22 protein-coding genes are annotated in these 25,118 nt (G+C 69.3%); 18 read left to right on the top strand and 4 right to left on the bottom strand.

Features of this window, described 5'->3' with window-relative positions; translation table 11 throughout:
* Positions 1 to 88: 88 nt before the first annotated feature.
* The 7 genes from QRN26_RS12270 (at position 89) to pheT (ending at position 8,093) form a co-directional block, all read left to right on the top strand.
* Positions 89 to 889 (top strand): TrmH family RNA methyltransferase, encoded by an 801-nt coding sequence (locus QRN26_RS12270; protein ID WP_285037077.1) that lies wholly within the window; start codon positions 89 to 91, stop codon positions 887 to 889.
* A gap of 221 nt (positions 890 to 1,110) precedes the next feature.
* Positions 1,111 to 1,830: an amino acid ABC transporter ATP-binding protein gene (locus QRN26_RS12265; RefSeq protein WP_056781937.1), complete on the top strand. Its 720-nt coding sequence runs from the start codon at positions 1,111 to 1,113 to the stop codon at positions 1,828 to 1,830.
* 91 nt (positions 1,831 to 1,921) lie between these two features.
* Positions 1,922 to 2,818: a glutamate ABC transporter substrate-binding protein gene (locus QRN26_RS12260; RefSeq protein WP_056012056.1), complete on the top strand. Its 897-nt coding sequence runs from the start codon at positions 1,922 to 1,924 to the stop codon at positions 2,816 to 2,818.
* A gap of 107 nt (positions 2,819 to 2,925) precedes the next feature.
* Positions 2,926 to 3,573 (top strand): amino acid ABC transporter permease, encoded by a 648-nt coding sequence (locus tag QRN26_RS12255; RefSeq protein ID WP_056013357.1) that lies wholly within the window; start codon positions 2,926 to 2,928, stop codon positions 3,571 to 3,573.
* Positions 3,570 to 4,469, top strand: a complete 900-nt coding sequence (locus tag QRN26_RS12250; protein ID WP_056013355.1) for an amino acid ABC transporter permease — start codon at positions 3,570 to 3,572, stop codon at positions 4,467 to 4,469. The genes QRN26_RS12255 and QRN26_RS12250 overlap by 4 nt, the downstream gene beginning before the upstream one ends.
* A 67-nt stretch (positions 4,470 to 4,536) precedes the next feature.
* Positions 4,537 to 5,577: a phenylalanine--tRNA ligase subunit alpha gene (gene pheS, locus QRN26_RS12245; protein ID WP_056012053.1), complete on the top strand. Its 1,041-nt coding sequence runs from the start codon at positions 4,537 to 4,539 to the stop codon at positions 5,575 to 5,577.
* A 2-nt stretch (positions 5,578 to 5,579) separates the two neighbouring features.
* Entirely contained in the window at positions 5,580 to 8,093 is a 2,514-nt protein-coding gene (gene pheT / locus QRN26_RS12240) for a phenylalanine--tRNA ligase subunit beta (protein WP_285037076.1), read from the top strand.
* Positions 8,094 to 8,163: 70 nt separating this feature from the next.
* Here the strand turns inward: pheT and QRN26_RS12235 are convergent, their stop codons facing one another.
* Together QRN26_RS12235 and QRN26_RS12230 are read right to left on the bottom strand one after the other, a co-directional pair.
* Positions 8,164 to 9,723 (bottom strand): helix-turn-helix domain-containing protein, encoded by a 1,560-nt coding sequence (locus tag QRN26_RS12235; protein WP_285037075.1) that lies wholly within the window; start codon positions 9,721 to 9,723, stop codon positions 8,164 to 8,166.
* A gap of 39 nt (positions 9,724 to 9,762) precedes the next feature.
* Entirely contained in the window at positions 9,763 to 10,407 is a 645-nt protein-coding gene (locus QRN26_RS12230) for a hypothetical protein (protein WP_285037074.1), read from the bottom strand.
* Positions 10,408 to 10,578: 171 nt separating this feature from the next.
* Here QRN26_RS12230 and QRN26_RS12225 point away from each other — a divergent pair, with 171 nt between their 5' ends.
* The 9 genes from QRN26_RS12225 (at position 10,579) to QRN26_RS12185 (ending at position 20,131) form a co-directional block, all read left to right on the top strand.
* Positions 10,579 to 11,832 carry a sensor histidine kinase gene (locus QRN26_RS12225; RefSeq protein WP_285037072.1) on the top strand — a complete coding sequence of 418 codons (1,254 nt, stop codon included), beginning with the start codon at positions 10,579 to 10,581 and terminating at the stop codon, positions 11,830 to 11,832.
* Complete coding sequence (locus QRN26_RS12220; RefSeq protein ID WP_285037070.1) at positions 11,829 to 12,518, top strand: response regulator; 690 nt, start codon at positions 11,829 to 11,831, stop codon at positions 12,516 to 12,518. Before QRN26_RS12225 ends, QRN26_RS12220 begins: the two co-directional genes overlap by 4 nt.
* 201 nt (positions 12,519 to 12,719) lie before the next feature.
* A complete protein-coding gene (gene argC, locus QRN26_RS12215) occupies positions 12,720 to 13,763 on the top strand; it encodes an N-acetyl-gamma-glutamyl-phosphate reductase (protein ID WP_285037069.1) in 1,044 nt (347 codons plus the stop codon).
* Positions 13,760 to 14,932 carry a bifunctional glutamate N-acetyltransferase/amino-acid acetyltransferase ArgJ gene (gene argJ, locus QRN26_RS12210; protein WP_056012035.1) on the top strand — a complete coding sequence of 391 codons (1,173 nt, stop codon included), beginning with the start codon at positions 13,760 to 13,762 and terminating at the stop codon, positions 14,930 to 14,932. The genes argC and argJ overlap by 4 nt, the downstream gene beginning before the upstream one ends.
* 2 nt (positions 14,933 to 14,934) lie before the next feature.
* Positions 14,935 to 15,840, top strand: coding sequence for an acetylglutamate kinase (gene argB, locus QRN26_RS12205; RefSeq protein WP_285037066.1), 906 nt, complete (start codon positions 14,935 to 14,937; stop codon positions 15,838 to 15,840).
* Positions 15,837 to 17,021 carry an acetylornithine transaminase gene (locus QRN26_RS12200; RefSeq protein WP_056781946.1) on the top strand — a complete coding sequence of 395 codons (1,185 nt, stop codon included), beginning with the start codon at positions 15,837 to 15,839 and terminating at the stop codon, positions 17,019 to 17,021. The genes argB and QRN26_RS12200 overlap by 4 nt, the downstream gene beginning before the upstream one ends.
* Before the next feature lie 35 nt (positions 17,022 to 17,056).
* Entirely contained in the window at positions 17,057 to 17,998 is a 942-nt protein-coding gene (gene argF, locus QRN26_RS12195; protein WP_056781948.1) for an ornithine carbamoyltransferase, read from the top strand.
* A 69-nt stretch (positions 17,999 to 18,067) separates the two neighbouring features.
* Positions 18,068 to 19,498 carry an argininosuccinate lyase gene (gene argH, locus QRN26_RS12190; RefSeq protein WP_285037064.1) on the top strand — a complete coding sequence of 477 codons (1,431 nt, stop codon included), beginning with the start codon at positions 18,068 to 18,070 and terminating at the stop codon, positions 19,496 to 19,498.
* A gap of 15 nt (positions 19,499 to 19,513) precedes the next feature.
* A complete protein-coding gene (locus tag QRN26_RS12185) occupies positions 19,514 to 20,131 on the top strand; it encodes a DNA-3-methyladenine glycosylase (RefSeq protein ID WP_285037062.1) in 618 nt (205 codons plus the stop codon).
* A gap of 8 nt (positions 20,132 to 20,139) precedes the next feature.
* Here the strand turns inward: QRN26_RS12185 and QRN26_RS12180 are convergent, their stop codons facing one another.
* Positions 20,140 to 20,739, bottom strand: coding sequence for a hypothetical protein (locus QRN26_RS12180; protein WP_056781951.1), 600 nt, complete (start codon positions 20,737 to 20,739; stop codon positions 20,140 to 20,142).
* On the bottom strand, positions 20,736 to 21,368 hold the full coding sequence (locus QRN26_RS12175; RefSeq protein WP_056012015.1) for a hypothetical protein: 633 nt from the start codon (positions 21,366 to 21,368) through the stop codon (positions 20,736 to 20,738). Before QRN26_RS12175 ends, QRN26_RS12180 begins: the two co-directional genes overlap by 4 nt.
* A 166-nt stretch (positions 21,369 to 21,534) precedes the next feature.
* Between QRN26_RS12175 and tyrS the strand changes: the two genes are divergently transcribed.
* Both tyrS and QRN26_RS12165 read left to right on the top strand, forming a co-directional pair.
* Complete coding sequence (tyrS, locus tag QRN26_RS12170; protein ID WP_285037059.1) at positions 21,535 to 22,845, top strand: tyrosine--tRNA ligase; 1,311 nt, start codon at positions 21,535 to 21,537, stop codon at positions 22,843 to 22,845.
* Positions 22,846 to 22,978: 133 nt separating this feature from the next.
* Positions 22,979 to 24,745 (top strand): outer membrane protein assembly factor BamB family protein, encoded by a 1,767-nt coding sequence (locus QRN26_RS12165; RefSeq protein ID WP_285037057.1) that lies wholly within the window; start codon positions 22,979 to 22,981, stop codon positions 24,743 to 24,745.
* Positions 24,746 to 25,118: the final 373 nt, after the last annotated feature.

The following is a 25,118-nucleotide window of genomic DNA, read 5'->3' as shown; positions in this document are numbered from 1 at the left end:
GCTCGTCCTCGGACGTGTTCGAACGGCCCGATCCCTCAGGGGATCGGGCCGTTTCGTCTGTCCGGAGCCCGCGCCCTAGGATGGGTGCGTGCTTGACAATCCCCGGTCCCCGCGCGTCCGATCCGTCGCCAAGCTCGCCAAGCGTCCGGCGAGACAGGAGACCGGCCTGTTCCTCCTCGAAGGACCACAGGCGGTGTCGGAGGCCCTGCAGTTCCGGCCCGACCTGATCCTCGAGCTGTACGCCACGCCGACGGCGCTCGAGCGGTACACCGAGATCGCCGCCGCCGCGTCCGCCGCCGGCCTCGAGATCGAGTTCGTCACGGAGCAGGTCCTCGAGTCGATGGCGGACACCGTCACGCCGCAGGGGTTCATCGCCGTCGCGCAGCAGTTCCCGACCTCCATCAAGGACATCTTCGCCGGGGAGCCGCAGCTCGTCGTCATCCTGGAGGAGGTCCGGGACCCCGGCAACCTCGGGACGATCATCCGCGCGGCCGACGCCGCCGGAGCCGACGCGGTCGTCCTCAGCGGACGGACCGTCGACCTCTACAACCCCAAGGTCGTGCGGTCCACGACCGGTTCGCTGTTCCACCTGCCCGTCGCCGTCGGTGTCGAGCTGCCCGCCGTGCTGGAACGGGCCCGTGCCGCGGGTCTGCAGACGCTCGCGGCGGACATCAAGGGTGAGGACCTGCTGGTGGCGCGGTCCGAGGGCGTGCTCGCACAGCCCACCGCCTGGGTCTTCGGCAACGAGGCCAGAGGACTCACCGACGAGCATCTGGCGCTGGTCGACCGTGCGGTTACGGTACCGATCTACGGCCGCGCGGAGAGCATGAACCTGGCCACGGCAGCATCGGTGTGCGTCTTCGAGAGCGCGTTCGCGCAGCACGCCTGAGCGCCTGAGGCGTCGGCCGTCGAGGTTACGAAACGGTAACCGTAGCGCTTCCGTCATGCGCACGAAACACACGGTCACCTAGTTTGGGTTACATGGAGCCAACAGCGTCCCCGAACTCCGGCCCGACGGAACCCGAAGCCGCGTCAGCGCACGGAGCCGCCGGAGCATACGAGACCACCAGCAATCCCATTCAGGCGGGCAGGGGCGAGCCGCTCGTTGTCATGGAAAACGTCGAGAAGCACTACGGCGACTTCCACGCCCTGAAGCGCATCAACCTCACCGTCAACAAGGGTGAGGTCGTCGTCGTGATCGGACCGTCCGGTTCCGGCAAGTCGACCCTGTGCCGCACCATCAACCGACTCGAGACGATCACCTCGGGGGAGATCCGGATCGACGGCAAGCGCCTCCCCGAGGAGGGCAAGCAACTCGCCGAGCTCCGGGCCGACGTCGGCATGGTCTTCCAGTCCTTCAACCTGTTCGCGCACAAGACCATCCGCGAGAACGTCACGCTCGGACCGATCAAGGTGCGCAAGCAGAAGAAGCGTGACGCCGACGACGCGGCCAAGGTGCTCCTCGAACGCGTCGGTATCGGCGTACAGGCCGACAAGCTGCCCGCGCAGTTGTCCGGCGGACAGCAGCAGCGCGTCGCCATCGCCCGAGCCCTTGCCATGAAGCCCAAGGTCATGCTGTTCGACGAGCCCACCTCGGCGCTCGACCCCGAGATGATCAACGAGGTGCTCGACGTCATGGTGCAGCTCGCGAGCGAAGGCATGACGATGATCGTCGTCACCCACGAGATGGGCTTCGCCAGGAAGGCCGCCGATCGCGTGGTCTTCATGGCCGACGGGGAGATCCTCGAGGACACCGACCCGGAGTCGTTCTTCACGAACCCGCAGTCGGATCGCGCGAAGGACTTCTTGTCGAAGCTCCTCACCCACTGACCCATCCGACTCCGGATCGCGCTTCCCGCGCGGCGACCCGGAACTGACCAACCGATCGGCCCGTCCCGGGCACCAAGGAAGGAAGGACAACATGCGCAAGAGGCTCATGTTCATCACCGCGGGAGTCGCTGCAGCAGCGCTCGCGCTCAGCGGGTGCAGCGGCGGCGACGCCGGCACCGGATCGACCGACGGCGCGTCCGACGGCGGCGCCCTCTTCGAGGTCGCCTCCGACGTCCAGCTCGAAGGTAGCCCCACCTACGACGCGATGGTGAAGGCCGACAAGGTCCGCATCGGCGTGAAGGAGGACCAGCCCGGTCTCGGGTACCTCGACGCGGCCACCGGCGAACGCTCCGGCTTCGACGTCGAGATGGCGACATGGATCGCCGCATCGCTCGGCTTCGACGCCGACAAGATCGAGTTCAAGGCGATCCCGAGCGCGAACCGCGAGTCCGCGATCGTGAACGGCGACATCGACTACTACGTCGGGACCTACTCGATCACCGACAAGCGCAAGGAACAGATCGACTTCGCCGGCCCGTACTTCGAGACCGGCCAGGGCCTGCTCGTCGCCGCGGACAACGACGACATCAAGGGCGAGGACGACCTCGCCGGCAAGACCGTCTGCTCGGCGACCGGTTCCACGCCCATCCAGAACATCAAGGACAACTTCCCCGACACCAAGACGGAGGAGTTCGACACCTACTCGCAGTGTGTCGAGGCGCTGAACGACGGCAAGGTCGACGCGGTCACGACCGATCAGGCCATCCTCATCGGGTACGCGGCGCAGTTCCCCGACACCCTCAAGGTCGTCGGCGAACCGTTCAGCACCGAGCTCTACGGCATCGGTCTCCCGAAGGGTGACGACGCGCTCCGCCACTTCATCAACACGATGTTCACCGATGGCGGCGACACCTGGACCAAGATCTACGACGCCACCCTCGGCGCCTCGGGTACCAAGGTGACCCAGCCGGCGGTCGACGACTACTAAGCAGCGCCCCGGGCGGCCACGCACCAGTGGCCGTCCGGGGGAGCTGTCCCGTCGACTCCGCCCAGGCGCCCGCCACGGGCGTCCCCCTCCCGAAAGGCGTGCGCGACATGAACGTCCTGCTCGACAATCTCGACCTCTTCGTCACCGGCTTCCGCAACACCCTGCTGTTGTTCGTGGTGTCGGGGTTCTTCGCGCTCGTGCTCGGCACCATCGTCGGTGCGATGCGGGTCTCGCCGGTGCCCGCCATGCGCCTGTTCGGCACCGTCTACGTCAACACGGTGCGCAACACCCCGCTCACCCTCATCCTCTTCTTCTTCGCCTTCGGCTACCCCAAACTCGGGCTTCCGGAAGTGAGCTACACCACGCTCGCGATCATCGGACTGAGCCTCTACACCGCGACCTACGTCGCCGAGGTCCTGCGATCGGGCGTCAACACGGTGCCGATCGGCCAGGCCGAGGCCGCTCGTGCGATCGGCCTGCCGTTCGGGCAGACCATGACACTCGTCATCCTCCCGCAGGCGTTCCGTGCGGTGCTCCCGCCGCTGTTCAGCGTGTTGATCGCCCTGCTGAAGAACACCACCGTCGCAGCGGGCTTCTCCGTCGCCGAAGCCGGTGCCATCCGTGCGAACCTGTCCGAACGCGGTGAACCGCTCCTCATCGGACTGCTGTGGGTGGCGCTCATCTTCGTCGCCCTCGTGTCGCTCCTGTCCCTCGCCCAACGGGCCTTCGAGAAGAAGTGGAGGATCGCGCGATGAGCTCCGTCCTGTTCGACACCCCCGGCCCGAAGGCCGTCGTCCGCTACCGGTGGATCGGGGTCGCGACCGTCCTCGTCGTCGCCGGCATCCTCGCCTTCATCGTCTTCCGGTTCATCGAGACCGGGCAGTTCACCGCTTCGAAGTGGAAGCTCTTCACCTTCCCCCGCGTGTGGGAGCAGATCCTCCAAGCGACGGGCGCGACCCTGTCCGCCTTCGCGGTCGCCGCCGTCTGCAGCGTCGTCCTCGGACTGGTGCTGGCGATCGGTCGGCTGTCGGACCACAAGATCATCAGCGTCCCCTTCACGATCTTCATCGAGTTCTTCCGGGCCGTCCCGGTCCTCATCCTCATGATGCTCATGTACTACGGGCTGCCGCCCCTCGGCTTCACCTTCGTGACGCCGTTCGTCGCCGTCGCCATCGCGCTGACGCTGTACAACGGCGCGGTCTTCTCCGAGATCTTCCGAGCGGGCATCGAGTCGCTGCCGAAGGGTCAGGGCGAGGCCGCGTACGCGATCGGGCTGCGCAAGTCCGCCGTCCTCCGCCTGATCCTGTTCCCACAGGCGATCCGGGCGATGCTGCCCGTCATCATCGCGCAGCTCGTGGTCGCGTTGAAGGACACGGCGCTCGGCTTCCTCATCACCTACCAGGAGCTCCTCTACCTGGCGAAGCAGTTCGGGTCGCAGGCGCTGTACGGCAGTCCGATCATCCCGTCCATCATCGTCATGGGGTCGATCTACATCGTGCTCTGCCTCATCCTGTCCGGGGTCGCGAAGATCGTCGAGGTACGCACGCGTCGGTCCCCTCGGACGCCGAAGGAGCAGGCCGCTCCCGAGGTGACGACGACCCAGCTGATCGGCGTGCAGTTCGGGGACCAGACGGGACGCCCCACACCCTGACGGCGGCGACCGGGTGCGTTGCAGCCGGTCGCGCCGCGGGGCGGGCGCCTGGGTAGACTTGGCTCTCGTGTCCGACGCATCCCCAATCTCCGAACCAGCGGTGAACGCCGCGGTCGATGCCGCTCTCGAAGCCATCGCCGCCGCCACCGACTCGGCCGCCCTCAAAGCGGTCCGATCAGCCCACGCCGGCGAGGCTTCACCGCTCGCCACCCTCAACGGCTCGCTCCGCAGTGTGCCGAACGACCAGAAGGCCGCTCTCGGCAAGCTCGTCGGCCAGGCGCGTGGTCGAGTCGCCAAGGCGTTGAGCGCTCGCGAGGACGAGATCCTCGCCGCCGAGACGGAGGCACGCCTCGCGGCCGAGACGATCGACGTCACCGCGGTGCCCCTGCGGCGCACGGTCGGCGCGAGGCACCCGCTCACCCTGCTGCAGGACCGGGTGTCGGACATCTTCGTCGGCATGGGGTGGGAGATCGCCGAGGGGCCGGAGGTCGAGAGCGAGTGGTTCAACTTCGACGCCCTGAACTTCGACGCCGACCACCCGGCGCGTGCCATGCAGGACACCTTCTTCGTCGAGCCGCTCGAGTCCCACCTCGTCCTGCGCACCCACACCTCGCCGGTCCAGGTCCGCTCGCTGCTCGAGCGCGAGCTCCCGGTCTACGTCCTGGCGCCGGGCCGGGTGTACCGCACGGATGAACTCGACGCCACCCACACGCCCGTCTTCATGCAGTTCGAGGGCCTCGCCGTCGACAAGGGGCTCACGATGGCGCATCTCCGCGGCACCCTCGACCACTTCGTGAAGAGTGTCTTCGGCGACGACGCGAAGGTGCGACTGCGCCCCAGCTACTTCCCCTTCACCGAGCCGAGCGCCGAGCTCGACTTCTGGCACCCGACCTTCAAGGACGGCCCGCGCTGGATCGAGTGGGGTGGGTGCGGGATGATCAACCCGAACGTGCTCCGCTCGGCGGGGATCGACCCCGACGTCTATTCGGGCTTCGCCTTCGGGATGGGCGTCGAGCGCGGGCTGATGCTCCGCGACGGTGTGCAGGACATGCGAGAGATGGTGGAGGGCGACGTCCGCTTCTCCCAGCAGTTCGGGATGGTGGTGTAGTCGTGCGTGTTCCATTGAGCTGGCTCGGGGAGTTCGTCGAACTCGCCCCGGGGACCACCCCCGAAGACGTCCACGCGGCCCTCGTCCGTGTCGGGCTCGAGGAGGAGGACATCCACGTCTTCGAGCTGACCGGCCCCATCGTGGTCGGCGAGGTGCTCGAGTTCGTCGAGGAGCCCCAGTCGAACGGGAAGACCATCCGCTGGTGCCAGGTGCGTGTCGCCGAGGGCGATGACGAGGGTGCCGTACGCGGCATCGTCTGCGGCGCCGGCAACTTCTTCGTCGGCGACCAGGTCGTCGTCACCCTGCCGGGAGCCGTGCTCCCCGGCCCGTTCCCGATCGCCGCGCGGAAGACCTACGGTCACGTGTCCGACGGCATGATCGCCTCCGCCCGAGAGCTCGGCCTCGGTGAGGACCACGACGGCATCCTGCGGCTTTCGACGATCGGTGTTGAGGCACCCGTCGGTACGGACGCCATCGCCCTGCTCGGTCTGGACGACGCGGCGGTCGAATTGAACGTCACGCCGGACCGCGGCTACGCGTTCTCCATCCGCGGGGTGGCCCGCGAGTACTCGCACGCGACGGGCGCTCGGTTCCGCGATCCGGCGTCCAGTGTGCCCGACGCCTTCACGACCGAACTCGACGGGTTCCCGGTCACCATCGACGACGTGGCTCCGATCCGGGGCCGCGTCGGTTCGACCGTGTTCGTGACGCGCGTGGTGCGCGAGGTCGACCCGAGCCGGCCGACGCCGCCCTGGATGGTCGCCAGACTGAAGCTCGCGGGCATCCGCTCCGTGTCGCTCGTCGTCGACATCACGAACTACGTCATGCTCGAGCTCGGCCAGCCGATCCACGGCTACGACCTCGACACGCTCACCGGCGGCATCGTCGTCAGACGTGCGCGGACGGGGGAGACCTTCGTCACCCTCGACGGTCAGGAACGGAAGCTGCACGACGAGGACCTCCTGATCACCGACGACTCCGGTCCGATCGGTCTGGCGGGCGTCATGGGCGGCCTCCACACGGAGATCACCGACGTGACCCGGAACGTCCTCATCGAGGCGGCGAACTTCGATCAGGTGTCCATCGCCAGGAGCGCCCGTCGCCACAAGCTGCCGAGCGAGGCGTCCAAGCGCTTCGAACGCGGCGTCGACCCACAGGTCGCGATCGCAGCAGCCGGCCGGGTCGCGCAGTTGCTCGTCGACCTCGCGGGTGGTCGCCCGGACGCGCTCGGATCGACCGTCGCCGCCGCTGCCGATCGTGAGGCGATCCTGCTGCCCGACGGGTACATCAACGGACTGGTCGGGGTCGACTTCGGCGCCGACGAGACCCGGTCGGCCCTCGCGGAGATCGGCGCGGTCGTCGCCGCCACCGACGACGGCCTCCTCGTGACACCGCCCAGCTGGCGTCACGACATCACCGGCAAGGAGGATCTCGCGGAGGAGGTCGCTCGTATCCTCGGTTACGACCGCATCCCGTCCGTGCTCCCGGTCGCCCCGCCGGGCCGCGGGCTCACCCGTTCGCAGCGACTCCGCCGAGGCGTCGCCGACGCGCTCGCCTACGGCGGTGCCACCGAGGTCCTGTCGTACCCGTTCGTCTCAGCCGAGGAGAACGCCCGCTTCGGTACCGCCCAGCCGGGGGAACTCCCGTCGGTGAAGCTCGCGAACCCCCTCGACGCCAAAGCTCCGTATCTCCGGGCGTCGATGGTGCCCGGTCTCCTCACCGTCGCTCACCGCAACGTGTCGCGTGGGCTGACCGACCTGGCGATCTTCGAGCTCGGGGCGGTGTTCCGTCCTGCACGGCACGGCGCGTTCGGTCAGTCGGTGTTGCCGGAGGGGGCAGCCCGACCATCGGACGAGCAGCTCGACGAACTCGAAGCGGGCGTCCCGGCACAGCCGCGTCACCTCGGCTTCCTCGTCGTCGGCAACAGTGTGCCGAAGCAACCGGGGCAGCCGGCGGTCGCCGCGGGGATCGCCGAGGCGCTGGAGGCCGTCCAGGCCGTGGCCGTCGCGACCGGTGTCGAGATCACGGTGTCCCAGGGCGCGCACCAGGCGATGCACCCTGGTCGTGCTGCGGCCCTGCACGTCGGTGACGTGCTGGTCGGCTATGCGGGTGAACTGCACCCGCAGGTCGCCGAGGCGGCCAACCTGCCCCGCGTCGTGGCCGTCGCGGAACTCGACCTCGACCGCATCATCGCCCTCGGCGACGCGGTGCCCGAGGCGGTCGGCGTCCGGACGCTGCCGGCGGCGACGCAGGATCTGTCACTGCTCGTGCCCGAGACGGTCGCCGCAGGTGCCGTGCTCGAGACCGTGCGGAACGGGGCCGGTTCGCTGCTCGAACAGATCCGCCTCGTCGACGATTACCGGGGCACGGGGGTGCCGGCCGGGAGCAAGAGTCTCACCTTCGCCTTGCGCTTCCGGGCGTCGGATCGCACGCTGACGGCTGCGGAGGCGAGCGACGCGAAGCTCGCCGGAGCGGCGGCGGCCGCGGAGCGCTTCGGCGCGAGCATCCGCGACTGAGTCGGTCCAGGACAGACGAAGCGGCCCCGCGGATCGATGATCTGCGGGGCCGCGTCCGTCGTCGGCTGACTCAGTCGCGGAAGGTCTCGATCGAGGCGCCGAGGGTGATGAGTCGTTCCTGCAGTTGCTCGTACCCACGGGCGATGATGTCGACGTTCCGCAGGACACTCGTGCCCTTCGCCGCGAGCATGGCCAGCAGGATGACGACGGCGGGTCGGAGTGCCGGCGGGCAGCTCACCTCGGCTCCGGACCAGTGCGTCGGTCCGGAGACGTCGATGCGGTGCGGGTCGCGCAAGCGGACGTTCGCGCCGAGGCGCGTGAGGTCGGTGAGGTGGATCGCCCGGCCCTCGTAGACCCAGTCGTGGATGAGGGTGTCGCCCTCGGCGCACGCGGCGATGACGGCGAAGAACGGCAGGTTGTCGATGTTCAGTCCGGGGAACGGCATCGGGTGGATCTTGTCGATCGGTGCGTGCAGCTTCGACGGGTGCACGGTGACGTCCACGAGCCGGGTGCGACCGTTCGCCGCCGGGTACTCGGGGGAGCGGGTGTGACGCAGGCCCATTTCCCCGAGCGTCGCGAGTTCGATCTCCATGAACTCGATCGGGACCCGTGTGACGGTGACCTCCGAATCGGTGACGATGCCTGCAGTCAGCAGGCTCATCGCTTCCACCGGGTCCTCGCTCGGCCAGTAGTCCACGTCCTCGTTGATGGCGCTGCGGCCCGTGATCCGGAGGGTCGTGCTGCCGATGCCGTCGATGGTGATGCCGAGGAGCTCGAGGTAGAAGCAGAGGTCCTGCACCATGTAGTTCGGGCTGGCGTTGCGGATGGTCGTGACCCCGTCCCGGACGGCTGCGGCCATGATCGCGTTCTCGGTGACGGTGTCGCCGCGTTCGGTCAGCACGACGGTCAGTTCCTCGGGCACATCGGGAGCGACGGTGGCCTGGTACCACCCGGCCGTCGCCTCGATGGACAGGCCGAAGGGTCGCAGGGCGATGAGGTGGGGTTCGACTGTGCGTGTTCCGAGGTCGCAGCCGCCGGCGTAGGGCAGGGCGAAGGTGTCGTATCGGCCGAGCAACGGGCCGAGGAACATGAGCACGCTGCGGGTGCGTCGTCCGGCGTCCTCGTCGATGCTCGCGAGCGAGAGGTCGTCGGGCACGTGGATCTCCACGTCCTGGCCGTCGGGCGACCATACGACGGAGACGCCGAGACTGCGCAGGACGTCGATGATGCGGTCGACCTCGACGATGCGGGCGATGCCGTGGAGCGTGGTGCGGCCTCGGTTCATGAGCGCCGCGCAGAGCAGGGCGACCGAGGCGTTCTTGCTCGAGCGGACCTCGATGCTCCCGTGGAGTCTGCGTCCGCCCTGGACGCGGAGGTGCGAGTTCTTCTTCTGCTCGCCGAAACTGACGATCTCGCTCTCGAGCGCGGTGCTGATCCGGCTCAGGAGGTCGATGCTGATGTTCTGGCTGCCCTGCTCGATCCGGTTGATCGCGCTCTGGCTCGTGCCGACGCGTTCAGCCAGTTGGGCCTGGGTGAGTTTGCGTCCCTGTCGTGCCCCGCGGATGAGTGCTCCGACCTGCCGGAGCGGCGCAGCGGGGTCAGTTCGTTCAGACGTTGCCGTATCTTCCATGGCGTCATGCTATCTCAGATATGAGATAGCGCACCCCCGCTAAGGCTTTGAGTGCGACCGAATCGGATCGGATACCCGCTCCGTGGTGTCGGGCTGTGCCGCGGCGCTCCGGAACAGGACCGCGTACACCGGCCCTGCGACGAGCCAGATCGCCGTGATGGCGAGCAGCTTGACGATCATGCCCCAGATGACGTCGTCGTTCGCCTCCGCGAACGATGAGGGCACGGACCACCCCACCATGGCCTGCATCGCGAGGAGTCCGCCGATGGCGATGCTCACGGCGAGCAGCACCCGACGCCATTCGAGCCACGCGGCCCGAACGTACGCGGGCCCGGACTTCGGCTTCGCCTGCGGTGCCGGGCCCCCGGCGAACCGGTGGGCGAACCAGCCGTCGGCCTTCGTGATGAGCGCGTGTCCGAAGGCCACGGTGAATCCCAGGTAGATGGTCGCCAGGAGGTGTGTGAGGTTCGGTTCCTCGCCGCCGGCCAGATCGATCGCGGTGAGGACGAGGAGGACGAGGTCGACGAGCGGCACCCCGATCAGCATGATCGAACTGAGCAGCCGCCGCCGCAGCAGGTAGCGGACCGCCAAGCCGCCGAAGAGGAGGATCCAGAACGCGCCCTCCGCGCCGAGGATGGCCCAGATGAGCGGGCTGGTCCCGAAGAGTTCCGTGAAGCTGTCCATGTCCCGATGCTCCCGCAGCGGCGTGCTGCCCCACATCGACCGAGCTGCGGATCCTGCGCCGGCGTCGTCAGCGGAACTGCGTACGGGCGCGTCGTCCCTCCGGCGCTCGCGTCTACCGCCGGGAACTGGTCTGATGGACGCATGGCTGCGCTTGAAGGACCTCGCTCATGGGTGAGTCGACACCGGGAACCGGTCGTCACCGTCGTCTGCGCCGTCGTCGGGCTCCTGTTCGCGCTGATCGGATTCCAGATCCCCTGGAGTATGGCGGCGACCCCGTCGACGGCGCCGGTGATGCTGGTCTTCCTCGCCGCCGTCCTGGTCGTGCACGTGTTCCGGCGACGCCGCCCGCTGACCATGCTCCTGCTGGGGGCGCTGATCGCCCTTGCGGAAGCGCTGTCGACGGGCAGCAGCAGCGTCGGGGTCCTCGTCGTGCTGTCAGACCTCGCCTACGCCGCCGCCCTCTACTCACGGTCGCGCCTCGTCGACATCGCCGCCTTCGTGTGCACGGCGATCGCGGTCGCAGCGGTCAGCGTCTTCGCGGTCTTCTGGTTCACCGACGACGTCGTCGCGGCCGCGCGTCTGGACGGAGGCGTCCTGTTGGGTTCGCTCATCACCGTCCCCGTGATCCTGGCCAGTTCGATCTGGTTCGGCAGGATGGTGCGGTACCCGCGCCTCGAGGCGGAACGTCAACGGGAGCGTGCCGACACGATCGCGCAGGCCGCCACCGCCCTCCGCCAGGACGCCGTCACCCGGGAACGGCTCGAACTCAGCCGCGAACTCCACGACGTCATCGCCGGACACCTGTCGGCGATCGCCATGCAGTCGACCGCGGCGCTGGAACGACGGACGCCTGCCGACGAGGCGACCCTCCGTCACACCGTGGAACTCGTCCGAGCCGGCAGTCTGGAAGCCTTGGCGGACATGCGCACGATGATAGATGTGTTGCGGGGGGACCCCTCCGCAGACGTGCCGGTATCGGCGCCCGACCGTCTCACCGGCGAGCAGATCGCCCGTGCGGTCGACGTCGCCCGCGCCAGCGGTGTCGAGATCGACCTCCGGATGCCGGGGGACGCGGCGCTCGCCGAGGTCCCGGCGCAGACGTCGATCGTCGGACTGCGGACCCTCGTCGAGGGGCTGACGAACGCCGCGAAGCACGCGCCGGGCGCGCGGGTGCGGGTCGAGATCTCGCTGCCGCCGGGCGCACTCTCGGTCGTGCTCAGCAATCCGCTGCCGTCGTCGCCGGTCGCATCGGCCCTCGTCGGTTCCGGCGGCGTCGGCCTCGTCGGCCTGGCGGAGCGGGCGCGGCTGGTGGGAGGGGACCTCACCGCAGGCCCTCACGGTGCCGAGTGGCGGATGTCGGTGACGGTGCCGACCGGGATGCTTCGAACGCCGCCGGCCCGGGTCACCGCGGGGATGACGACATGACGATCTCCGTCCTGATCGCGGACGACCACGCGGCCGTCAGGGCCGGGTTGGGTGCCCTGCTCGCCGAGCCGGACGACATCATGGTGGTCGCCGAGGCGGTGGACGGGGAGTCCGTCGTCACCCAGGCCACCCGCTACCGGCCGGACGTCGTCCTCCTCGACGTGCAGATGCCGCGGGCCTCCGGCATCGACGCGATCCCGGCCATCTTCGCCGCGGTCGACCCGCCGCCGGCGATCATCGTGCTCACGACCTTCGCGATCGACCGCTACGTCGACGACGCGCTCGCCGCCGGGGCGAACGCCTTCCTCGTCAAGACGGTCTCGGCCGCCGGCCTCGTCGATGCCATCCGTCGTGTCCATGCGGGGGAGGCGGTCCTCGCTCCGGAGGTGACGCGCCGGGTACTCGACCGTCTGGCGGCATCGAGCCCTCCCGTCGTCACCGGTCCGGTCACCGTCCACCCGGGACTGGCCGCCCTCACACCGCGGGAGCGGGAGGTGCTCGCGCAGCTCCGAGCGGGACTGAGCAACGCGGGGATCGCCGCCGCGCTGAGCCTGTCGGAGGCGACGGCGCGCACACACGTGTCGCGGATCCTCGTGAAGCTGGATGCCCGGTCCCGGGTCCAGGCGGCGCTCATCGCGGAGCGCGCGGCGGCCGGTCCGGATTCGTCCGCATCCTCGTCGCCGTAGTACGCTCTCGGCATGGCACGTTTCCAGGCACAGGGTTCTTCGCGGGCGATCACGCTCCGCGCCCTTCGCCGTCGCGTGTCCACGCGCTCCACCGCAGAGCGACGCTAGGCGACCCCGATGCCCGCACGGTCCACGAGACGGTGCAGTCGTCCAGGAGTCGCCGCCTCCGCCACCCGAGCGTCCACTCAATAAGGTAGAGCCATGTCCTTCTCTGTCGCCGTCGCCGGCGCATCCGGTTACGCAGGAGGCGAGCTGCTTCGGCTGCTCGCCGACCATCCCGACTTCGAGGTCACGACGGTGACCGCGCACGCGAACGCCGGTCAACCACTCATCGACCACCAGCCACACCTCCGATCGCTCCGGCATCTGGTCCTCGAGGCGACGACGCCCGAGGTCCTGGCCGGGCACGATGTCGTCTTCCTGGCCCTGCCGCACGGCAAGTCGGGGGAGGTCACCGCCTCGCTCCCGCCCGAGACGCTGGTCGTCGACTGTGGAGCCGACCACCGGCTCGTCGACGAGGGCGACTGGGACGCGTTCTACGGCGGCGACTACTTCGGTGCCTGGGCGTACGGCGTGCCCGAACTGCAGACCACCACCGGCCGGGGCCGCGACGCACTCGTCGGCGCCAAGCGGATCGCCGCCCCCGGGTGCAACGCGAGCACGGTCGCCCTGTCGCTCGCGCCAGGCATCGCCGCCGGCGTCATCGAGCCGCTCGACCTCGTCTCCGTGCTCGCGGTCGGCCCGTCCGGCGCCGGCAAGAGCCTGAAGCTCAACCTACTGGCGAGCGAGGTGCTCGGCTCTGCGAACCCGTACGCGATCGGCGGGACCCACCGCCACATCCCCGAGATCACGCAGAGCCTGCGAGCCGCGGGAGCGGACGTGGCGACCATCTCCTTCACCCCGGTCATCGTGCCGATGTCGCGGGGCATCCTGGCGACCTCGACGGCGCGGATCGTCCCGGGCACCACGGGCGCGCAGGTGCGCGCCGCGTGGGAGTCGGCCTACGAGGGCGAACCCTTCGTGCAGGTCCTGCCGGAGGGGGCCTTCCCGCGGACGGCGGACGTGCTCGGTGCGAACACCGCGCTCATCGGGCTGGCGGTCGACGAGGCCGTCGGACGCGTGGTCGTCGTGACCGCCGTCGACAACCTGGTGAAGGGGACCGCCGGAGCGGCGATCCAATCGGCGAACCTCGCACTCGGACTCCCCGAGTCGACCGGCCTCAGTGTGAACGGAGTGGCACCGTGAGTGTGACAGCAGCAGCAGGATTCGTGGCGGCGGGGGTCGCTTGCGGCCTCAAGACCTCGGGCGGGCTCGACCTCGCCATCGTCCAGAATGTCGGACCGCTGCAGCATGCGGCGACGGTGTTTACGAGCAACCGGTGCAAGGCGAACCCCGTCCTCTGGAGCGAGCAGGTCATGGAGGACGGCATCGTCTCGGCCATCGTCCTGAACTCCGGTGGCGCGAACTGCTACACGGGGTCGCGCGGGTTCCAGACCACGCATGCGACGGCGGAGTCGGTCGCGGAGCGCCTCGAGGTCTCCGCGGGCGACGTCCTCGTCTGCTCCACGGGACTGATCGGCGAGCAGCTCGACCTCGACAAGCTGACCGCCGGCGTCTGGGATGCGACCCGGGCGATCACGATGGAGGGTGGCGCCGGTGAGGCGGCCGGCCTCGATGCCGCGACCGCGATCATGACGACCGACACGAAGCCGAAGCAGGCGACGCATCGATCGGCCGACGGGTGGACCATCGGCGGGATGGCCAAGGGAGCCGGCATGCTCGCGCCAGGGCTGGCCACCATGCTCGTCGTCATCACGACCGACGCGGTCCTCGAGCCGGCGGAACTCGACCGCGCCCTCCGGAGCGCGACGCGGGTCACCTTCGACCGTCTCGACTCCGACGGCTGCATGTCCACCAACGACACCGTCTCATTGCTCGCCTCCGGGGCGAGCGGAGCGACCCCGGACCTGCCCGACTTCATCGCGGCACTCACCGAGGTCTGCCGCGATCTCACCCTCCAGCTGCAGGCCGACGCCGAGGGCGCGGCCCACGACGTCGCCATCGAGGTCGTCGGGGCGTCCTCAGAGGACGACGCCGTCGAGGTCGCTCGTGCCGTCTCGCGCAGCAACCTGTTCAAGGCCGCCGTCTTCGGCAACGATCCGAACTGGGGTCGCGTGCTCGCGGCCGTCGGGACCACGGGCGCCGCATTCGACCCCTACGGGATCGACGTGGCGATGAACGGTGTCCAGGTGTGCACGGCGGGAGAGCCCGATCAGCCGCGTGAACTCGTCGACCTCGCTCCCCGTGCCGTGCACGTCCTCATCGACCTCCACGCCGGCGAGGCGGGCGCGACCATCTGGACGAACGACCTCACCCACGACTACGTGCACGAGAACAGCGCGTACGCGAGTTGACGATGACGGAGTACCGAGACAACTCGCCCGAGGAGGCTGCCATCAAGGCGGCCACCCTCATCGAATCCCTGCCCTGGCTGAAGGCCTTCCGCGACCAGACGATCGTCGTGAAGTTCGGCGGCAACGCCATGGTGAGCGACGAACTCGCCCAGGCCTTCGCCGAGGACATGGTCTACCTGCGCTATGCGGGGCTCAAGCCCGTCGTCGTCCACGGTGGAGGACCCCAGATCTCCGCCATGCTGGAACGCCTCGACATCCACAGTGAGTTCCGCGGCGGATACCGGGTCACCACGCCGGAGGCCATGGACGTCGTCCGGATGGTGCTCACCGGCCAGGTCAACCCTGAGCTCGTCGGCCGTATCAACGAGCACGGTCCACTCGCGGCCGGCCTCTCCGGCGAGGACGCCGGCCTGTTCGGCGGACGCCGTCGTTCCGTCGTCGTCGAGGGGGAGCCCGTCGACATCGGCCTCGTCGGCGACGTCGTGACCGTCGAACCCTCGTCCGTGCAGGCCTACCTGGACGCGGGGAACATCCCGGTGGTGTCCTCGATCGCTCCAGACCTCGACCACCCCGGACAGACGCTCAACGTCAACGCGGACGCCGCCGCCGCTGCGCTCGCCGTGTCACTCGGCGCGGCGAAGCTCGTCATCCTGACCGATGTGGCCGGTCTGTACAGCGACTGGCCCGACCGTGACTCGCTCGTCTCGCGGATCACGACCACGGAGCTGCGGCAGATGCTTCCGAGCCTCGAATCCGGCATGATCCCCAAGATGACCGCCTGCCTCGACGCCGTCGACGGTGGCGTCGCGAAGGCGGCCATCATCGACGGCCGCGTGCCGCACTCCATCCTGCTCGAGGTGTTCACCCAGAACGGCTCCGGCACCGAGGTCGTCCCGGAGGACTCATGAGCGACTGGAAGTCCCGCGTCGAACGGGACATGATGCGTACGTTCAACACGCCGATCGCGATGTTGACCCGAGGCGAGGGCTGTCACGTCTGGGATGCCGAGGGCAACCGCTACCTCGACTTCCTCGCCGGGATCGCGGTCAACGCGCTCGGACACGCGCACCCGGCCTTCGTCGGCGCCGTCACCCGGCAGGCGAGCACGCTCGCGCACGTCTCGAACTACTTCTCGACTCCGCCGCAACTCGAGCTCGCCGCCCGGTTGAAGCGGCTGGCGGGTGCCGACGACGGCGGTCGGGTGTACTTCGCGAACTCGGGTGCCGAGGCGAACGAGGCGGCGTTCAAGCTCGCGCGCCTGAATGTCGGCGACGGTTCCCGGACTCGGGTGCTGACCCTGGAGAACTCCTTCCACGGGCGTACCTTCGGCGCGCTCGCGTTGACGGGCAAGCCTGCCCTGCAGGAGGCGTTCCACCCGCTTCCCGGGGGAGTCGAACACATCCCGACGACGATCGAGGCGCTGGAAGCGGAACTCGATGATCGGGTGGCCGCGCTGATCGTCGAGCCGATCAAGGGCGAGGCCGGCGTCGTCGACCTCCCGGACGGTTACCTCGCCCGAGCCCGCGCGCTCACCGAGGCGCACGGGGTGCTGCTGATCATCGACGAGATCCAGACCGGCGCCGGCCGCACGGGGGAGTGGTTCGCCTTCCAGCGCGCCGGCATCATCCCGGATGCGATCACCGTCGCGAAGGGCATCGGTGGTGGTATGCCGATCGGCGCGCTGGTGACCTTCGGTGCGGCGTCCGAGCTGTTCGGACCCGGCCAACACGGCAGCACCTTCGGCGGCAACCCGCTCGCCACGGCGACGGCCAACGCGGTGCTCGAGGAGATCGAGCGTGCCGGTCTCGTCGAGAACGCGGCCGTCCGCGGCGAGCAGCTCCGGGCGGTGATCACGGCCATCGGATCACCCCTGATCGAGGAGGTCCGCGGACACGGCCTCCTCATCGGCATCGGCCTCAGCGCACCCGTGGCGGCGGAGCTGTCCGCCGCGGCGTTCGAGCGAGGCCTCATCATCAACGCACCGAACGCGACGAGCATCCGCATCGCACCCCCGCTGATCATCGGCGACGCCGAGATCGACGAGTTCACCACGCGTTTCCGCGCCGCGCTCGACGCCGTCCAGGCCTGACCGGCCACCGACCCTCACGAACAGGACTCTCAGTCATGACCCGTCACTTCCTCCGCGACGACGACCTCAGCCCGGCCGAGCAGGCCCAGATCCTCGATCTCGCCACCGAGCTCAAGCGGGACCGCTGGTCCCGTCAGCCGTTGGCCGGCCCGCAGACCGTCGCGGTCATCTTCGACAAGTCCTCCACGCGCACGCGGGTGTCCTTCGCCGTCGGCATCGCCGACCTGGGTGGGTCCCCGCTCATCATCTCGACGGCGAACAGCCAGCTCGGCGGCAAGGAGACGGCGGCGGACACCGCTCGGGTGCTGGAACGCCAGGTCGCGGCGATCGTCTGGCGCACCTACGCGCAGTCCGGCTTGGAGGAGATCTCCGCTGGAACGACCGTGCCCGTGGTCAATGCCCTGTCCGACGACTTCCACCCGTGCCAGCTGCTCGCCGACCTCCTCACCATCCGTGAGCACAAGGGCGGTCTGGCGGGGCTGACGATGTCGTTCTTCGGAGACGGCGCGAGCAACATGGCGCACTCCTACCTGCTCGCCGGCGCGACCGCCGGCATGCACGTGCGGGTCGCGGCGCCCGCGGAGTTCGCTCCGTCGCCGGATGTCGTCGCGGACGCGGAACGCATCGCCGAGACGACGGGCGGGTCGATCCTCGTGACGACCGACCCGGACGAGGCCGCAGCGGGCGCCGACGTCATGATCACCGACACCTGGGTGTCGATGGGCAAAGAGGACGAGAAGGCACAGCGTGTGGCGATCTTCGGCGGCTACCGGGTCGACCGGAGACTCATGGGGCTGGCCGCCGCCGACGCCGTGTTCATGCACTGTCTGCCGGCCGATCGCGGCTTCGAGGTCGAGGCCGAGGTGATCGACGGCGAGCAGAGCATCATCTGGGACGAGGCGGAGAACCGCCTCCACGCGCAGAAGGCCCTGCTCGTCTGGCTGCTGGAACAGCAGCACACCGGTTCCGCGGCCTGACCCACCACCGCTTCAGCCACATCGACCCGTCCGGAGCGCTTCGGACGCGAGCAGTACAGGAGGCCCATCGTGGCAGAACAGCAGAACCGTGCAGGCGAATCGGGAGCCCTCTGGGGAGGACGGTTCGCGAGCGGACCGTCGCCGGAGCTCGCGAGGTTGAGCAAGTCGACGCAGTTCGACTGGGTCCTCGCCGCCTACGACATCGCCGGCTCCCGCGCCCACGCGAAGGCACTGGCCGCGGCGGGCTACCTGGACGACGCCGAACTCCGCGACATGCTCGCCGCGCTCGACCGACTGGACGCGGATGTCGCCGAGGGCGTCTTCGTCGCCGCGGAGAGTGACGAGGACGTGCACTCCGCGCTGGAACGTGGCCTCGTCGAGCGGGCGGGGAAGGAACTCGGCGGGAAGCTGCGCGCCGGCCGCAGCCGCAACGACCAGATCGCCACGCTCGTCCGGCTCTACCTGATCGATCACGGCCGGGCGATCGCCCGCGAGGTCGTCCACCTGATCGATGCGATCGTCTCCCAGGCGGAGGCACACCCCGATGCGGCGATGCCCGGCCGGACACACCTGCAGCACGCCCAGCCGGTGCTGCTCGCGCACCAGTTGCTCGCGCACGCCTGGCCGCTGACCAGGGACCTGGAACGGCTCCGTGACTGGCTGGCCCGAGCGAGTGCGTCACCCTACGGATCCGGAGCACTCGCCGGGAGTTCGCTCGGCCTCGACCCCGTGCTCGTCGCTCGGGAGCTGGGCCTCGACCGCCCCACCGAGAACTCGATCGACGCGACGGCGAGTCGTGACGTCGTCGCCGAGTTCGCGTTCATCACCTCGCTGATCGGGATCAACCTGTCGCGGTTCGCCGAAGAGATCATTGTGTGGAACACCCGCGAGTTCGGCTTCGTGACCCTCGACGACGCCTATTCGACCGGCTCGAGCATCATGCCGCAGAAGAAGAACCCCGACATCGCCGAACTCGCCCGAGGGAAGTCCGGCCGGCTGATCGGCAATCTGACCGGGCTGCTGGCGACCCTCAAGGCACTGCCGCTCGCGTACAACCGCGACCTGCAGGAGGACAAGGAGCCGGTCTTCGACTCCGTGAACCAGTTGGAGGTCCTGCTCCCGGCGTTCACCGGGATGGTCGCGACACTGCGGTTCGACACGGCGCGTCTGCGCGAGCTCGCGCCTGAGGGCTTCTCGCTCGCGACGGACGTGGCCGAGTGGCTGGTGAAGCAGGGGGTCGCCTTCCGGGACGCGCACGAGATCAGCGGGGCCCTCGTCAAATACTGCGAGGAGCGGGGCTTGGCCCTGCACGAACCCGACGACGCCGCGCTCGCCGGCGTGTCCGAGCACCTCACCCCTGAGGTCCGGAGCGTCCTGACGGTGGACGGCTCGATCGGCAGCCGACTCGGTGCTGGTGGCACGGCGCCGGAACGGGTGCAGGACCAGCTCGTCACGCTCGTCGGCCGGGTCGGCGCGTTGTCGCAGGCCCTCACGCTGTAGGCGGCGCCGGGTCTCATGACGGCGGCCGGTGCGTTGCACGCGTTGACCTCGGCGTCGGCCTTGGAGGTCGCGCCGGCGCTGCTCGGCGCGGTGCTGTCCCACACGACGCCGGAGGGCACCGTGTCGGTCAGGCTGACCGAGGTCGAGGCCTATCTCGGCGTCGGTGAGGATCCCGGCTCGCACGCCCATCGCGGACCCACACCTCGGACGGGTCCGATGTTCGGTGCGCCAGGCCACCTGTACGCGTACTTCAGCTACGGCATGCACGTGTGCATCAACGTGGTGTGCTCGCCGGCCGGAACCGCGTCGGCGGTGCTGCTGCGAGCCGGAGAGGTCGTCGGAGGCGAGGAGCTCGCCCGACGGCGTCGAGGCGAGCGCGTGTCCGCCCGTGACCTCGCCCGAGGGCCGGCACGGCTGACGGTCGCCCTCGGCGTGACGCTCGCCCAGTCCGGCGACGACCTCGCCGCTCCGCCGTTCGACCTCGCCTTGCCGCAGCGGGTGTCGGATCCGGTGAGCGGGCCGAGGACCGGTGTCAGCGGGGTCGGCGGTGGCGCGGCGTATCCGTGGCGGTTCGTCCTTCCCGGGGAGGCGACCGTCTCGCCCTATCGTCGGTCGCCCCGGGCCGCCGACTGACGAGCGGCTCAGCCCCGAGCGATGACGAGGATCGACGCCACGCCTGCCGCCCAGAGGAGGCTGGCCAGCGAGCCGATGATGAACCGTTCGCGTGCCTCGGCCGAGTCCAGTTCGCTGAAACGGCCGACGCCCTTGACCGCAACGATGACGGCGATCGCCTCCGGATAGCCGGAGAACAGGGCGGCCACGAGGGCGAGCCGTTCGAGGACGCCGATGGCCATCCCGCCGCGGAGGACTTCGATCGGACGGCCGACGACCTGCGACTCGCCCGTGTGCCGTTCTCCCACGAGGATGCCGCCGTGGACACCGGGTGCCACGGTGCCCTTCGTCGCGAGCGAGAGCACCAACGACGCGACCGGCCCGCCGCCCGCGACCGCCACGGCGAGGACGAAGGTGCCGAGGAGCAGGAGGGCCGGGCCGCTCGGCGGGGTGGCGGGGACGAGGGCCGTCGCGAGCGCGCCGGTCGCCATCAGGACGGCGAGGGCGACCATGAGCCGGTTCGCCAGCCGCGCGGCGAGCAGCCGCCCGAGCAGGAGGAAGAGCAGGGCGCTCCCGAGGAGGCCGACGATGGTCGGCCAGGTGAGCGGGGTGAGCACGAAGAGGTTCATCGCTCGTCCTTTCGATCGACGGAATGGGGGGTGTCCGAGTGCTGGTCGAGCTCGACCAGGAGTCGAACGAGCGCGGTGGTCGCCGCGGCTTCGGCTCGGATGCCGGCCGCGGCCACTCGGCGGCTCACGGAACTCTCCGTGATCCCGAGCCGTTCCGCCGCCTCCGTCTGCGTCGCACCCGAGGCGAGGAGGTCGGCCACCTCCCAGCCGCCGGCGGTGCGGCGGTCCCGGAGGTGCAACAGGAGGACGATGAGTGCTTCGAGGTCGGCGCCTCGTTCCCGGTCGGCGGCGTCCAGCGCGAATCGGAAGGGCGCGCGCTTGGCGCGGGTGACGGCGTCCCTCGCGGCGTAGAAGGCCTGCCCGGTGGCCGCGCGGGTCGACTCGGGAAGCGGTCGGCGGACGTCTCCTTGACCGACGCCCACGCTCCATCCCCGGTCACGCAGCAGGTCGAGGGCGATCGTGAGCGCCAGCTCGGCGTCCTCGGTGGCGAGCTGGAACTCGTCGCCCGCCGTCCGTTCCGCGGGGAGGAGGAGACGGTCCCGGAACCGCTCGTTGACGGCGTCGATGACGGTTCCGGCGCGGTCCGGGCCGGTCCGGCTGGCGATCTGGTCGACGGTGAGGACGAACACGGCATTCCTCCCGTCAGTCGGTTCACGCTCACCGTAGACCCTCCATGCAGGAATTTCAACAACTCGCACGACTGAGAGAAAATACCGCAAGTCGACGAGCGGGTCCTGGCACAGCGCCGCCCTCGGTCGATCGGGCGGTCGATCCGGCGCTGATAGCCTTACACGCGTGTCGAACCTCGCTCTCCCTGAACAGCGCAACGATCCAGCCTTCGAGGACATCTGGGACGAACTCGTGTGGCGCGGGCTCGTCCACGTGTCGACCGACCAAAAGGAGCTGAAGGCCCTGCTCGCGGGAGACCCCATCACCTACTACTGCGGGTTCGACCCCACCGCGGCGAGCCTGCACCTCGGCAACCTCGTCCAGCTCCTCGTCATGCGTCGCCTCCAGCTGGCCGGTCACCGGCCGCTCGGACTCGTCGGCGGGTCGACGGGGCTCATCGGCGATCCTCGGCCCACCGCCGAACGCACCTTGAACACCCCGGACACGGTCGCCGAATGGGTGCAGTCGTTGCGCGCCCAGATCGAACGCTTCCTGAGTTTCGAGGGCGACAACGCCGCTCGTATGGTCAACAACCTCGACTGGACGGCGCCGTTGTCCGCGATCGACTTCCTGCGCGAGATCGGGAAGCACTACCGCGTCGGCACGATGATCAAGAAGGACGCGGTGAGTGCGCGGCTCAACTCCGAGGCGGGCATCAGCTACACCGAGTTCAGCTACCAGATCCTCCAGGGCATGGACTACCTCGAGCTCTACCGCGAGTACGGGTGCGTGCTGCAGACCGGCGGAAGCGACCAATGGGGCAACCTCACGAGCGGCACCGACCTCATCCACCGGGTGGAGCGGGCGAACGTCCACGCGATCGGGACCCCGCTCATCACGAACTCCGACGGCACGAAGTTCGGCAAGAGCGAGGGCAACGCGGTCTGGCTCGACCCGAGCATGACGAGTCCGTACGCGTTCTACCAGTTCTGGGTGAACACCGACGACGCGGACGTCGTCGCGCGCTTGAAGGTCTTCACCTTCCTCGACCGATCCGAGATCGAGCGATTGGCGGCCGCGACCGAGGCCGAACCGTTCAGGCGTGAGGCGCAGAAGACGCTCGCCTACGCCGTCACCGCGCTCGTCCACGGGACGACGGCCACGGACGCCGCCATCGCCGCGTCCGCCGCGCTGTTCGGGCAGGGCGAGCTCGAGGCACTGGACGTGGACACGCTCCGCTCCGCCGTCGCAGAGCTCCCGAACCGCGCCACCGGCGAGGACACCCTGGTCATCCAGGCGCTGGTCGACACGGAACTCTGCTCGAGCCTCGGCGAGGCCAGGCGCGCGGTCACCCAGGGGGGCGTCTCGGTGAACAACCGGAAGATCGACGATGTCGACGCCACGCTTGCGGGTCGGTTCCTCCCCGGTGGGGTGGCCGTGATCCGTCGCGGTAAGCGGACGCTCGCCGGGGTCTTCCTGGACGACGCGTCCGCCTGATCCGCCGACCACGGCGTCGCGATCGTCGTCGAATCTGAGAGGGATGCTCCGAGTGCAGCTCTGCGAGGCGTGCGGGACCGAGATCGTCGATCGTCGCGACGGCGTGTGCCCGAGCTGTGGAAGCATGCTGCCCGTGCGATCGGAAGAGCTCTCGGCGAGCGGGGCCGACACGGACGCTGAGACGGCGGGCGATCTCGGGACGCAGGCCGAGACCGAAACCGAGATCGCGCCGAGGTCCGGGACGGCGTCGACGGACGAGCCGACGCCGTCGACCGGTGCGGTCGACCAGGACGGGACCGCCGCTGTCACTCCCGGCGGGGTGCCCTCCCCGGAGACGGACTCGTCTGAGGCACCCGCACCCGCGCCCGCGACGTCGGCACCGCCCACGTCCCCGGAGGTCTCGTCCTCAGCCGCCGAGCTGCCTGCGGCGACGGCGCGGGACACGCTCCAGGTGACCGCGACGGGGGAGACGGTGGAGGCGGGCACCACCGGCCCCCGCGCCGTCTGGCATCCCGACTCGTTGCCGGCTTCGGCCAAACGGGTCCCCTCGCGGCGTCGATGGTTCCTGCTCGGTGGGATCGCCGCAGCCGTGGTCGCCGCGATTGTGGTCGTCGTGCTCATCGTGGTCGCGTCCGTCCCGCACCGCGTCGAAGGGCTGGCGTTACTGCGGGACCTCCCGACGAAGCCGACCGTCGGGACCTGGGATCTCGCCCACCCGCTCGACGACGAGGTGCCCGCGGGGGACGAGCTGTACGTGAACGGGTACACGGCGAGTCCGAGCACGGCGCTCCTGGTGTGGTCGACCGACCGGCCGCTGGATCAGACGAGCCTCGACGACGCCCCCGGTGAGACGGTGATCTCCCTCGTGAACACCGCCAACGGGCACACGCTCTGGGACCGCCGTGTGACCGAGCTCTCCCCGGAGTTCGACCGGTTCGACGCCCCGGTGGTCGTCTCGCCTCCCGATGCTGCCGCCATCGTGCTCAACCAGGGCGACCTCATGGTCGCGGTGAGTCGCCGCGACGGACACGTGGTCTCCACGTCGCAGGAGCATTCGAGTGTCGAGGGGATCGGCTTCGCGGACTTCGCCGCACCGGCCGCCTTCGTCCCGGGGCTCGAGGGGGACCTGCTGATCTCGTCGACCACCACGGACGGCAGGGGAACGGTCGGTCGGTACCGGTCGACGGATCTGACCGAGCCGATCTGGGAGATCGAGGGCGACGCCGGCGAGCGGGCGACCACCGCCGGCGACAAGCTCTTCTACGACGGAGCGGTCTACTCGCTCACCGACGGCTCGCCGATCGCCTGGGAGGGTGACGACTCCTGGTACTACCAGCAGGTCGGTGGTGATCTCGTCGCGATCGACTACTCCGGCAACGACACGACCATCCGTGGGGTCGACGACCGCACCGGCGCCGAGCGGTGGAAGGCGGCCGGGGCGTTGCCGGTGGTCCTCGATGCGACCGGTCTCCTGGTCGTGGCCGACCAGTCGGGGGAGCGGGTGCGTCGTCTCGACCCCGGATCCGGCGAGGTCGAATGGCGCAGTGGACTCACGAGCACGTGGGACGGCGCGTACACCGTCGGCGACACGATCATGCTCAGCGACGGTGACGGCGGGTACACCGGCGTCGATGCCGGCAACGGGGAGGTCCGCTACGAGGAACAGGACGCTGAGGGCAGCCTCGTCGGATACGGCGAGCGGACGCTCCTCCTCACGTTGGACGGCGGGCTCGTCGGGATCGATGCGACCACGGGTGAGCGGAGCTGGTCGGTGGCGTCCGCCGGCGACGAGTACATGTTCACCGCCTTGGGTGGGAGCCCGCTGGCCGTCGCGTCGGTCACCGCTGCCGGTTCGGACACCGCTGCGGTGATGGGCATCGGAGACGATGGCGAGCGGTGATCCCCATGGATTCGGGCGACACGCCCGGGATGCAATGGCGATTTGCCACGACCTGGCGGTCTGCGTAAAGTAATCACTCGTCACCCCAAAGGTGCGGGAAGCGGAAGAGCTTCCCGGCCTCAAGCGGGACCGACACCCAGCCAAAAGCTGAGCGTCTCGTCGTGAGCAAGACTCACACTTGAGATTGTCTCGCTTCAAGACTAGGTTGGAACTTCCCAGATCTCGGGTCATCGAGACGGTGAGGATCCGGTGGGCTTCGGCTCAACGAGATCGACTCTCGCTCGACTTGACAACAACCGAAGAAGTGGTAAGTTAGAGAAGTTGCCCTGCAGGGCGGTCGTGATGGCCAAAGGCAGGAGCATCCGATCCTTGA

The organism is Plantibacter sp. ME-Dv--P-095, from assembly GCF_030209365.1.
Taxonomy (GTDB): Bacteria; Actinomycetota; Actinomycetes; order Actinomycetales; family Microbacteriaceae; genus Plantibacter.
Note: the sequence above shows the minus strand (reverse complement) of the source record. Positions and strands in the feature narration are given on the sequence as shown.

Excerpts from the sequence above, each read along its gene's own strand:
- QRN26_RS12265 (WP_056781937.1), top strand. The coding sequence starts at position 1,111 with ATGGAAAACGTCGAGAAGCACTACGGCGACTTCCACGCCCTGAAGCGC.
- QRN26_RS12260 (WP_056012056.1), top strand. The coding sequence starts at position 1,922 with ATGCGCAAGAGGCTCATGTTCATCACCGCGGGAGTCGCTGCAGCAGCG.
- QRN26_RS12255 (WP_056013357.1), top strand. The coding sequence starts at position 2,926 with ATGAACGTCCTGCTCGACAATCTCGACCTCTTCGTCACCGGCTTCCGC.
- QRN26_RS12250 (WP_056013355.1), top strand. The coding sequence starts at position 3,570 with ATGAGCTCCGTCCTGTTCGACACCCCCGGCCCGAAGGCCGTCGTCCGC.
- QRN26_RS12235 (WP_285037075.1), bottom strand. The coding sequence starts at position 9,723 with ATGGAAGATACGGCAACGTCTGAACGAACTGACCCCGCTGCGCCGCTC.
- QRN26_RS12230 (WP_285037074.1), bottom strand. The coding sequence starts at position 10,407 with ATGGACAGCTTCACGGAACTCTTCGGGACCAGCCCGCTCATCTGGGCC.
- QRN26_RS12220 (WP_285037070.1), top strand. The coding sequence starts at position 11,829 with ATGACGATCTCCGTCCTGATCGCGGACGACCACGCGGCCGTCAGGGCC.
- argC (WP_285037069.1), top strand. The coding sequence starts at position 12,720 with ATGTCCTTCTCTGTCGCCGTCGCCGGCGCATCCGGTTACGCAGGAGGC.
- argB (WP_285037066.1), top strand. The coding sequence starts at position 14,935 with ATGACGGAGTACCGAGACAACTCGCCCGAGGAGGCTGCCATCAAGGCG.
- QRN26_RS12200 (WP_056781946.1), top strand. The coding sequence starts at position 15,837 with ATGAGCGACTGGAAGTCCCGCGTCGAACGGGACATGATGCGTACGTTC.
- argF (WP_056781948.1), top strand. The coding sequence starts at position 17,057 with ATGACCCGTCACTTCCTCCGCGACGACGACCTCAGCCCGGCCGAGCAG.
- QRN26_RS12185 (WP_285037062.1), top strand. The coding sequence starts at position 19,514 with ATGACGGCGGCCGGTGCGTTGCACGCGTTGACCTCGGCGTCGGCCTTG.
- QRN26_RS12180 (WP_056781951.1), bottom strand. The coding sequence starts at position 20,739 with ATGAACCTCTTCGTGCTCACCCCGCTCACCTGGCCGACCATCGTCGGC.